The sequence below is a fragment of the Streptomyces sp. NBC_01261 genome (genome assembly GCF_036226385.1).
GTDB lineage: Bacteria > Actinomycetota > Actinomycetes > Streptomycetales > Streptomycetaceae > Streptomyces.
In genome coordinates this window covers 424,784-435,442 of the sequence record NZ_CP108463.1, presented here as the reverse complement: position 1 = coordinate 435,442, position 10,659 = coordinate 424,784, and the positions used below count along the sequence as shown (strand labels likewise).

The window sequence follows — 10,659 nt, the reverse complement described above, 5'->3', positions numbered from 1 at the left end:
GACCCTGCCGAAGACAACAGGGCCTCCAGGGTCGACGGACTTCTTGGCAGAAACCAGCCGACGCAGGAGCCCTGTTGCCATGTCAAGGGAGCCGACAGGTCCGTAACTTACCGGCGTTGCGGCCAGCACGAGCAGCATCGGAACGACCAGCAGTGGCGGTAATGACGCACAGAAGGGCGGCAGCTCGCTCCGCGTTTACTACGACCCTGATCTGAATTATGTCCGGAACGCCTTCCCGGTGAAGTGAGTGAAAATGGAGATATCTTTTGATTCGAGTACGGAGTATTCGGGTCATGGGCGAGAGAATCTGTGCGGCGATGACTTGGCGGCGGTGTCGCGAGCTGACCTGAGGTGGTACTACTTCTTGGGGGCCTTGCGTCTGACACATGCTGGCGTCGATATCGGCCCGCCATGGGGGTGGGTGCCGCTATTTGATGCAATGTATTGCCTTGAGCAGGTGATGCTCTTTTCTCAAGGCGGTCAAGGGCTTGGTAGGATCGATTTTACAGAGAATGATGAGTCCATAGATTTCGAGCTGGATCGAAACTTTGGATCCCTTCGTGTGATCCCTAGCTATCTGGAATGTGCAGTGGTCTGCACGGTCGATGAATTTGTTGCGGCTGGAGGCGAGTTCATCCGTAGAGAGTTGGGGAGAGTCGTATCCGAATATCCGTCGCTCGCCGGAAATCCTCATGTGCAGGTCTTGAAGAGAGCGGTTGGCCTGGAGGGATCGGAGTCGTAGAGCTCGTAACACGATCCTGTTGAAGTGCCGTTCGGTCGCCCTCATCCGGATGCTGTCGCGGAACTGCCGGCGCTCGTCCGACACCCACTGCCCTGCCAGGGCTGGTGCGTTCTCAGTTGACGAGGCTCGCAGCCTATTCGCCGGGCGGGTGAACGCTCGGGCACACAGTGAGGAACGGGCGTCTCGATGTCTTCAGGAGGATGAGAAGGCGAGTCAACGGACTTCTGTCTCTGACCGTTGGAGGTCGGGCGGATAGCCCTTTGCGCGGAGCCAGGTGTCGAGGGCGAGAGCGACGATGTCACCGTGAGGGATGTCGGTGTCGGCGTTGCAACGGCGGATACGACGCTGGAACTGAAGTGCTTCAGGGACGGCGTGGTTGAGTTGCCCGCGTTTGGTGTGCCGGTCTTTGATGACGTTCAGGGTGTCCGGGTGCGGCCCAAGAGCATCGTCGGTTGGCTGGAACTCGGCGTCGAGTGCGTCAGCGATCTCACGCAGTCGACGGGCGTAGGGGGAGTGATCAGGCACGTGAGCCGCTCCGGTCGGTCCGGCTAGGCGGATAGCTATCCGCCTATTGGGTTATCGGAATAGCTGGCAGAAGGGGAGGCCGCGCCCGGTGCGGGAGCGGCCACCCTATGCACTGCTGTCGGGTTCAGAAGCCGCGTGTGGTGAGCCACTCGTCCAGCGCGACCGAGACGATGTCACCGATGGGCAGGTGGTCGAGTTCGTTGTCCAGTGCGAAGCGCTTGATCCGCTTCTTCAGCTTCAGCACGGCGGGGACCGACGAGTCGAGACTCTCGCGAGCGATGATGCGTTGATTGAGGACAGCGGCCGTCTCAGGAATGTCCTTCGGCCGGCCGGGACCGAGCGCCCATGGTGTTCCCTCGCTGGGCGCTGTCTGCGATCGCACGCCTTGTTTCTGGTGAGCCTCTGGAACATCGGTCCTGATCGGGAACGCTGCACCCCCTGGTGTCGGAGGCGCTGTCGAGCGAAGGGCGACCTCGGCGGCGGTCGTCGGATCAGGAGTCGCCGACGTGACGGGAGACGGCCCGTACTGTGCAACAGGTTCGGACAGAGGCATAGCTTGAACCGCAGATGCTGCAGGCAGGCCGACGGCCGGGACTATGCTAGGCGCCTGCCGCTCCACCTGCTCCGCAGCGGATGCCATCTCCGCCTCGGAGGCGCCGATGGCGGGGCGAGTCGGCTGACTGACGGCTGGCTCCCGTACGGGGTCGCTCGGCGCGATCTCAATGGTCGGTTGGGCGGAAGCCTGCGCCGCCCCTCTGTTGGAGACCACGGAAGGTGCGGGTTGAGTCTGCGGCTTGCTGGCTGCGGAACGGTCTCCGCCGTGGTCGGCGGCCTGTTCGGCGGCGAATTGCTCGGGTGTGAGTTCGGCGGCTGGGGGAGGGGGCGGCGGCGTCGCCTTGTTGGCTCCGCCCAGGGCGCGACCGCTCGTGCGGCGGGCCGGGGGCTTCATGCGGTCTGTCATGCCGTCAGCTCCTTCATCAGCTTGGTGTATTCGCTGAGTTCGGTGGGGATCTCGCCGAAGGCCTCCATGTAGTGGACCCAGGAGTGGATGGCGGTGTCGGCGAGCGGGAAGGGTTCGTCGCGGTCGGGGCCGATGCCCTCACCGTGGGCGGGCTCCAGGAGCTTGTCCCGGGCGTTTCGGGGGAGGCTGGTGCGGTCGTCGGCCTTCACCATGACCACGTGGGCGGTGACGTCCCGCTGGTTGCGGGCGGCGGCGCGTTCGGCCTCGTCGAAGGTGGCGACGAGCTTGCGGCGTTCGATCTTGGTGGGGGCGACGGGGATGAGCAGGAGGTTCGCTTCGGTGACGGCCTCGTGGAACAGCTTCGCGCTGCCGCCGCCGGCGTCGACCACGATCGCGCCGAACTCGGCGCGCTTGGTACGGATGTACTCGGCGATGTCGTCGAACGGGTACCGCTCGACCAGCAGGTTGCCGGTGATCTCGAAGCCGGCGGCCTGGGCGACTTTGAACCAGTCGTAGGCGGACTGGCTGGACGCGTCGGCGTCGAGAAGCAGGGTGGGCAGGCCGAGGACGACGGCGTAGTAGAGGGCGATGAACCATGCGGAGGTGGTCTTGGCAGTCCCGCCCTTGAGCATGCCGACCACGATGACGAACGCGTCCCAGACGCGTCCGGTGGCCGCGGCCACGGTCTTGTGACGGGTGTTCTCGTTCACGTGTCTTTGATCTCCTGTATCTGGAAGGGGTGTTGTTCCGCGCATTTCGGCGGCCGGAGCTGACGTCGGGCTATGGCTGTCGTCCGACGGCGGGGGCGCCCGAGCACAAGTGCTGTGTTTGGGATGGCGGGTCGGGTTCTTGACCTGTCCGATATGTCGACCGGCACCGGTGATGCCGGGGGTGCTCATGACGGCTTCCGTGGAGCGCGAGCCGGACCGTGGTCGTGCTGGGGACGCATACGGGTGTCTGCTTGGAGCAGAAGCCGGTAGACGGTGGCGACGGAGTAGCTGCACTCCTTGGCGAGTGCGGGCACGGTGGCGCCAGCTTCGTAGCGCGCCCGCAGAGACAGAGCGAGCTTCTGCTGCCTGGCGGCACGCGCCGCAGAACGGATCTGCACCGTCTGCTTCGTGGTGCGCACGGTGCCGCCGGCCTCGATGAGCAGGCGCCGGGCAACGACTCTCGACTCACCCGCCGCTGCGGCGAGTTCGGTGAGGGTCGCTCCGTGCTCCTCGTAGAGGGTTCGCAGACGGGCCGCGAGACGTCGGCGCGCTTCTGGGTCCGCTCGCATCCGGCGGGTCTGCCACGAGGTGCGCATCACGGTCCCGGCCTCGCGCAGCCGGTTGAGAAGAGTGCCGTACGACAGGCCGCTGGCAGCCATGAGTTCCTCGACGGTGGAACCGGACTCGTACCGTTGACGCAGGGACTGCGGAGTCGGTGGTTCACCGTCCGGGGGTGTGTTCGGGGGGTGTGGGTTCATGCTGCGGACTCCCATTCGCTGAGGGCTTCGGCATGAGCGGCAGCCAGTTCGTCGTAACTGCGCTGGTCGGCAGGCGTGATGAGGATCAGCCGACCGTCGGTCGCGATCCGCCAGTCAGGGGTGGGCCGTCCGGTGACCGGATCCAGGACGCATCCGTCCCTGGCCTGCAAGGTGGATGTGACCTCATCGGGCCAGGGTGCCGGGACAAGGATCTGGCGCCCTTCGCGGACGATCACCACAGCCTTGCTGCGGTGCTCCGACAGCCGCTCCAGCACCTTGCGATACGCCGCGCGCTCCGTAGCGTGAAGCGCCTTACGCCGGGCCGTGACGCCCGTGGTTCCATGCCGCTGCGCAAGCGAATCCCACCCCTGCGCCGGCTCGGCACACTCGGCGTCCACGGACGCCGGAGTACTGCTCCCGAAGCCCTCCAAGGCGCCGGGTGCGAGGGTCCAGGTCTCACCGATGTGGTGGACGAGGCCGAGGTTGGCCAGGCGTCGCAGAGTGCGGTAGGACGTGGCGCGGGAGACCGAGGACGAGCCGACAAGTTCGCTGGCTGTCTGCGCCGGGCGGGCATGCAGCGCGCCGATGATCAAGAGTGCGGCGCTGCCCAGACCGTGGTGGGCGAAGGCGTCGTGGCCCATCAGACGGCCGATGACGCTGGAGTCGATGTCGGCCGACAGATCTGTCTCAGGGCTGGGCCAGTCCTCAAGTGCCGGGTCGGGGGGGTACTGAGTGGTCCGGAAACGAGATCGCGGAGCGGGAATGCCGTCGTGGGCGGTCCTGCCGTCGTCGAGGTACCAGGTCGAGCCCTCGCGGCCATGTCCTATTCGCAGGCGTCGGAGCCAGCCTCGCGGTTTGAGGACGGTCTCATAGACGACCCGGAGGGTCGTCCGCGAGATCCCTGCCCCCTCCGCGGTCTGCCGCTCGCTGGCCTGGTGCAGAGGGCCGCCCGCGATCTCGGCGAAGTCCAGATGGGCCCGTAGTACCCGCAGCGCGGTCCGCCCCCGTTCCCCGCGCCAGGGCGTTGTCTCGATCCTGTCGCGCAGCGCGGCGAGGACCTCGTGCGCACGGTGGCGCGACTCCAGCACTCTCGTGCCGCTGACGGCATCTGACGCGCTGGCCCACACCCGGCGTATGTAGTCCAGAGCCCGCGACTGACCCGAGCGGACAGTGATGTGCCGTGCGTGCCGGCCACCCTCGTGCTCGGGGTGCAGCAGCAACTGCGCCAGCTCGTCCATGCTTCCGCCGGCGCGGGCCACGTGGCAGGCGATGGCGGCGGTGATCCGGTGACCGTGCTCGGCCGCACCCTGGCGGTCCTCACGCAGGACAAGGGTCCGGCGATCGGAGCTGAGCCTGCTGTAACTGCCTGCCGCGTAGCGGCCGGTGAGGTCGCCGAGCAGGATCAGGTCAGCCGCAGACCGGGGCAGCCGGTGAAGGCCCAGTCGCTCGTGCAGGTGAGGAAGCCGTGGGTGTGAGTCGGTGTGGTGGGTGCTGTGTGCCACTGTGGAGCCGTCCCGCAAGGACAGAGACGCCACCCAGGCCCGCTAACCTCGCGCTTTCGCGAGTGGGCCTGTCCGGGTCTTGATCAAATAAGCGGAGAGTGCTGCTGACCTGCAACGATGGGACTTGTCGAGGGTCCTGTCAGCTGCGAGGAAAGAAGCACTCTCCAGGTGAAGAAGCGTAGCGGGTCGTATCCGCGTGTTCGTGTCGAGGGCGGCGGCCGTGGGGTGGTCTCGCAGGCCGGGGCGGTGCTGCTGGTCGAGACGGTCCGCAAGTCCGGGCTGGACACCGCGATATCGGCTGCACTGGCACCGTGGCGCAAGCCGCGGGCAGTGCACGATCCGGGGAAGATCCTGCTGGATGTGGCCCTGGCCGTCGCGCTCGGCGGGGACTGTCTGGCCGACGTCGGCATGCTGCGGGCCGAGCCCGACGTGTTCGGCCCCGTGGCCTCCGATCCGACGGTCTCCCGTCTCGTCGACGCTCTCGCTGCAGCCGGCCCGAAGGCTCTCACCACGATCCGGTCGGCGCGGGCCGAAGTACGGTCGCGGGTCTGGGAGTTGGCCGGTGCGGATGGTCCGTCCGCCGGTGGCAGCGTGGTCGTGGACATCGACGGCGTCCTCGTCCTGGCGCACTCCGAGAAGCAGGATGCCACCCCAACGTGGAAGAAGACCTTCGGCCATCACCCGCTCGTCGCGTTCGTCGACCACGGCGAGACCGGTTCCGGGGAACCGGTGGCCGCGCTGCTGCGGCCAGGCAACGCCGGCTCCAACACCGCCACCGACCACATCGAAACGGCCCAACTCGCCCTGGCCCAACTGCCGGAACACCTGCGGCGGGGCCGCCAGACCTTGATCCGCACCGACTCCGCCGGCGGCACCCACACCTTCCTCGACTGGCTCTCCCGCCGGGGCCGGTGGCTGTCGTATTCCGTCGGAATGACCATCACCGACGCCCTCCACCAGGCCGTACTGAAGATCCCGAAGAGGGCATGGACGCCGGCCTACGACGCGGGCGGCACCGAGCGGCCCGGCGCCTGGGTCGCGGAGATCACCGACATGCCCGACCTGAGCGCCTGGCCGAAGGGGATGCGGCTGATCGTCCGCAAGGAACGCCCGCACCCCGGCGCCCAGTTGCGCTTCACCGACCTCGACGGACTGCGGCTGACCTGCTTCGCGACCAACACCAAAGGCGGCCAACTCGCCGACCTCGAACTACGCCATCGCAGACGGGCCCGCTGCGAAGACCGCATCCGAAACGCCCGCGCCACCGGACTGCGCAACCTGCCCCTGCACGACACCGCCCAGAACCAGATCTGGCTGGAGATCGTCCAGATCGCACTCGACCTCCTCGCCTGGATGCCGATGCTCGCCTTGATTGCAGAAACCCGCCGCTGGGAGCCCAAACGGCTTCGCCTGCGGCTGTTCTCCGCCGCCGCCCAGCTGGTCACCACCGGCCGCTGCCGCTGGCTCCGCTTCACAGCCCGATGGCCCTGGAGGGATGTGATCACCCGCGCGATCCAGCGACTCGGAGCCCTGCCGAACCCCGGCTGACCAGCGACTACGACCATCCCGACGAACCAAAGCAACATCCCGGAGCCGTGGAACCCCGGCGCCCACCCGACGCGACAGCCGGGCCACCAACCTGCCCCAGCCCACGAAATTCCGCACCACGCAAGCACAGAGCCCCCGTCAACGAACCGACGAGGACTCATGAATGATCGAGGCTAAAACCACGGGTGGAGTCCGGTACCGACCTCCAATCGGCGCCAGCGAGGCCTCCAGGATTTCCGGTCCTGGAGGCTTTCGTACACCTGGCTCCGATGGAAGGCAGGCGTTCCCATCACGGCTCGACCGAAGACAAATCAGAGGTCTCGCCAGAGTCGCCACCCATGATCCGGACCCGTTAACTCGGGCCTCTGGAGGGCCAGTTGCGGAGGTCGCTGCCTCTGACTGCCTCTGAGTGGCCCGGGTCGAACCGGGGTCGAATCCGAGCGATTTCCTCTGACTGCCTCCGATCGCCTCTGCAACCCGTCCTAGCAGGTCACAACCGATACGATCCTCGAAAGCGCAGATCAGAAGGGTGCGTCAGGAATACTCGGCGTACAGCCTGACTCGTCTGCCGCTCTTTATTTTCGCAGTTCAGAGGGCATGTGTTCTCGCTGAACAAACTGTCCGGGTCGAATCGGGGGCGAATTCGGGCTGCAAGTATGGTCGTCCCTGTCCACTGCGCGTGCGACGTATTTGGCATTCCGGGCGTCACATGCGGTCCGGTGTCGATCTGTAGTGGACATCCCGGCACCGGCTGCACGCTGAAGTACATGTATGCGGCGTCCTCTTGCTGACCTGCTCTGGCTGAACTTGAGCACCGATGGCGCCTTCTCTGGCGAGCCGTGCTCGGGCCAGGATGGGTGACATCGCTCGCGCAGCATGTCGAGACAGCTACCGATAGCGCCCTCTCGTGTGTCGTTGGACGCGGCGGATTGAACCCCCGCGTGCGGCGGTGAAATCTGTCGAGACTGGACATAGGCGCTTGTATGCCGCACGGACTTGGTGCGGCGGTGGTGGTCGGGATCTCCCTGTTCGACTGCCGAGGCCTGCCCATCTCTGTGCTGTCTTGGGTGCGACTTGGGGGCGTTCCCGCGTTTGGAGAAGTAGTGCAAGGCATACCTGCGACCAGCTCGGGGTCACCCGGTCGATGGGCACGGTCGGCACCAGCGCCGACAACGCGGCCTGCGAGATTTTCCCGCGTCCCTGAAGCGCGCGACCCTCCAGGGCGCTCGCGACTACGGCGACGTCGGCACCTGGAGAAAGAGGATATTTCCCTGGCTGGCCCGCTACGACACCCGCCGCCGGCACTCGGCCAACGGCCACCTCGGCCCCAACGAATACGAACACCGACACCACACCGCTAAACTCACGCTCGCCGCGTGATCAATAACCGCGTGCCCACCTTCACGGGGTAAGGCCCCATCTCCGCTACGGGGTGACCGTGCCCGTCGGGGCGCCGCGGGCCGACGGACACGGTCCGCTGCCTGCGGCGCCACGGCCGACTACCTGTCCACAGGCACGGTGTCCGGGCCCTGCATCGTCCGGTTCGGTGTCGGTGGCCTCGCCAACCTTTTCGGACGGGCACAGGCTGGCGGATGCACCGTACGTCCGAGAACATCCGTGGGTATCAGGCACAGGTCCCCTTCCCGGAACGTCCGGAGGTGACCGCTCTGCCAATGAGTTCGGAGTACTGTCGGCCGGATCCGGGGTTGGTGCATCGCCCGGCATCGCGATGCTCCGGTGACGACGGCGCGGCGGTACGACGGACAGCGCCGTCGTCACGCCGGAGGCTTCGGTCCAGTCCCGTGCCCGGTGGTGTCTCGGGCCAGGGAACTCGGCCACCACGCCCGGGGTCCGATGTCGATCACGAGGGCGGGCACCAGGAGCGAACGGACCACGAAAGTGTCCAGGAGGACGCCGAAGGCCACGATGAACGCGATCTGGACCAGGAAGGCGAGCGGGATGACCAGGAGGGCCCCGAACGTCGCGGCTAGCACCACGCCTGCCGAGGTGATCACTCCGCCGGTGGTGGTCAGACCACGCAGTACGCCTCGCCGGGTGCCGTGTGCGAGGGTCTCCTCCCGTACCCGGGACATCAGGAAGATGTTGTAGTCGACGCCGAGTGCCACCAGGAACACGAACCCGTACAGCGGCACCGAGGCGTCCGTGCCGCTGAAGCCGAGAACGTGCTCGAAGACGAGCGCCGAAACCCCGAGCGTCGCCAGGAAGTTGAGCCCGACGGTGGCCACCAGCAGCAGCGGTACCAGCAGCGAGCGCAGCAGGAGCATCAGGATCAGCAGGATGATGCCGAGCACGATGGGCACGATGACGGTGCGGTCGCGGGCGGCGGTCTGCTGGGTGTCGTACTGCTGTGCGGTGTACCCGCCGACCAGGGCGTCGGCCCCGGACAGGGCGTGCAGGTTCGTGCGCAGCCGGGCGACGGTCTCCTTGGCGGCGTCGCTGTCGGCCGCGGCTTCCAAGACGGCGTCGATCCGCACCCGGCCGTCGACGACGAGCGGCGCGCCGGCGTCGGGCCGTCCCGAGGCGGAGACGGCGCCGACTGATGCCACGCCCTTGGTCTTTCTGGCCGCGGCAGTCACCAGTGCTCTCCGGTCGGCGTCGGCGATGATGACGGCAGGGTTGCCGGATCCGCCGGGAAAGTGCGCTCCGAGCGTTTTCTGGGCGGCGACCGAGGGCGCGTCGTTCACGAAGATCTCGTCGAGGGGGACACCCTTGGCGGACAGGGCGGGCGAGAAGGCAGCGAAGACTGCCAGGACGAGAGCGGTCACCACCCAGGTCCGACGCGGTCGGGCGTCCACGGCCGCGCCGACCCGCCCCCATCCACCGTGCCCTTCCACGGACGCGTCCGACGCCTTGGGCAGGGAAGGCCAGAAGGCGGTGCGGCCCAGCAGCGCCAGTACGGCCGGCAGGAAGGTGAGTGCGGAGAGCACGGCGCAGGCGATGCCGATGGCGCCGACCGGGCCGAGGGCGCGGTTGTTCGTGAGGTCGCTGGCGAGGAGGGCCAGCAGGCCGAGTGCCACGGTGGCGCCGCTCGCCGTGATCGCGCCGAACGAGCGTCGTACCGCGGCCACCGCGGCGGCGGTCCGGTCCTCGCGCACGGCGAGTTCCTCGCGGAAACGGGCGGTCAGCAGGAGCGCGTAGTCGGTGGCGGCGCCGATCACCAGGATGGACAGAATTCCCTGCACCTGCCCGTCGACCCGGACGATGCCCCGGTCCGCGAGCGCGTAGACGACGGCGCAGGCCACGCCCAGGGCGAACACCGCTCCGAGGATGATCAGGAACGGCAGCAGGACGCTGCGGTAGACGAGCAGCAGGATCACCAGCACGGCGCCGAGCGCCACCCCCAGCAGCAGTCCGTCGATGCCCCCGAAGGCGTCGGACAGATCTGTCTGGCTCGCCGCCGGGCCCGCGATCTGCGTGGTGGCTGTCGGCACACCTCGGACCGCCTCACGCACCGTGCCGAGGACATCCGGAAGCTTCTTCCCGAGGTCGGACTTCAGCTGTACGACGGCCTGCATGGCCTGTCCGTCGTCGGAGAGGAGGGCGGGGGAGGGACGGCCGACCACTCCAGGCTCTCCGGCGAGTGCGCCGACCGCGCGGGTGGCGGCGGTCTGCTGCGCCTTGGTGATCCGGTTGCCGTGCGCCGTCCAGACCACGATGGCCGGGAGGGTCTCGGACTGGTCGAACGCCTCACGGGCCTTGAGTGCCCGGGTGGACTCGGCGCTCTGCGGCAGAAACGCGGCCTGGTCGTTGGTGGCCACCTCGCCCAGTTTCCCGGCGTACGGACCGAGCGTTGCGCCCGCGCCCAGCCAGATGAAGAGCAGGACGAGCGGTACGAGCCACCGGGCCCGGCGCGGTGTGGTTCCCATGAGTATCCTCAGGCTGCTGCCGAATT

General features: G+C 67.4%; 8 protein-coding genes. 2 read left to right on the top strand and 6 right to left on the bottom strand.

Annotated elements, in window-relative coordinates; all coding sequences use genetic code 11:
• The first annotated feature begins 253 nt into the window (after positions 1 to 253).
• On the top strand, positions 254 to 742 hold the full coding sequence (locus OG226_RS01900) for a hypothetical protein (RefSeq protein ID WP_329347525.1): 489 nt from the start codon (positions 254 to 256) through the stop codon (positions 740 to 742).
• A gap of 213 nt (positions 743 to 955) precedes the next feature.
• On the opposite strand, the gene OG226_RS01895 is transcribed toward OG226_RS01900, so the two are convergent.
• The 5 genes from OG226_RS01895 to OG226_RS01875 all read right to left on the bottom strand — a co-directional run bounded on the left by OG226_RS01895 (position 956) and on the right by OG226_RS01875 (position 5,231).
• Positions 956 to 1,267 (bottom strand): hypothetical protein, encoded by a 312-nt coding sequence (locus tag OG226_RS01895; protein WP_329347523.1) that lies wholly within the window; start codon positions 1,265 to 1,267, stop codon positions 956 to 958.
• 124 nt (positions 1,268 to 1,391) lie between these two features.
• Positions 1,392 to 1,649, bottom strand: coding sequence for a hypothetical protein (locus tag OG226_RS01890; RefSeq protein ID WP_329347521.1), 258 nt, complete (start codon positions 1,647 to 1,649; stop codon positions 1,392 to 1,394).
• A 575-nt stretch (positions 1,650 to 2,224) separates the two neighbouring features.
• On the bottom strand, positions 2,225 to 2,938 hold the full coding sequence (locus OG226_RS01885) for a ParA family protein (protein ID WP_329347519.1): 714 nt from the start codon (positions 2,936 to 2,938) through the stop codon (positions 2,225 to 2,227).
• Positions 2,939 to 3,123: 185 nt separating this feature from the next.
• Positions 3,124 to 3,696, bottom strand: coding sequence for a helix-turn-helix domain containing protein (locus tag OG226_RS01880; protein WP_329347517.1), 573 nt, complete (start codon positions 3,694 to 3,696; stop codon positions 3,124 to 3,126).
• Positions 3,693 to 5,231 carry a transcriptional regulator gene (locus OG226_RS01875; protein ID WP_329347516.1) on the bottom strand — a complete coding sequence of 513 codons (1,539 nt, stop codon included), beginning with the start codon at positions 5,229 to 5,231 and terminating at the stop codon, positions 3,693 to 3,695. Before OG226_RS01875 ends, OG226_RS01880 begins: the two co-directional genes overlap by 4 nt.
• A 135-nt stretch (positions 5,232 to 5,366) precedes the next feature.
• Here OG226_RS01875 and OG226_RS01870 point away from each other — a divergent pair, with 135 nt between their 5' ends.
• The gene (locus OG226_RS01870) at positions 5,367 to 6,746 is read left to right on the top strand and encodes an IS1380 family transposase (RefSeq protein ID WP_329347515.1); all 1,380 of its coding nucleotides are present in this window, start codon (positions 5,367 to 5,369) and stop codon (positions 6,744 to 6,746) included.
• Between the two features lie 1,775 nt (positions 6,747 to 8,521).
• On the opposite strand, the gene OG226_RS01865 is transcribed toward OG226_RS01870, so the two are convergent.
• Entirely contained in the window at positions 8,522 to 10,633 is a 2,112-nt protein-coding gene (locus OG226_RS01865) for an MMPL family transporter (RefSeq protein WP_329347514.1), read from the bottom strand.
• Positions 10,634 to 10,659 lie beyond the last annotated feature (26 nt).

Bases quoted from the DNA above. Each gene is read 5' to 3' on its own strand.
- OG226_RS01900 (WP_329347525.1), top strand. From the start codon at position 254: ATGGAGATATCTTTTGATTCGAGTACGGAGTATTCGGGTCATGGGCGA.
- OG226_RS01880 (WP_329347517.1), bottom strand. From the start codon at position 3,696: ATGAACCCACACCCCCCGAACACACCCCCGGACGGTGAACCACCGACT.
- OG226_RS01865 (WP_329347514.1), bottom strand. From the start codon at position 10,633: ATGGGAACCACACCGCGCCGGGCCCGGTGGCTCGTACCGCTCGTCCTG.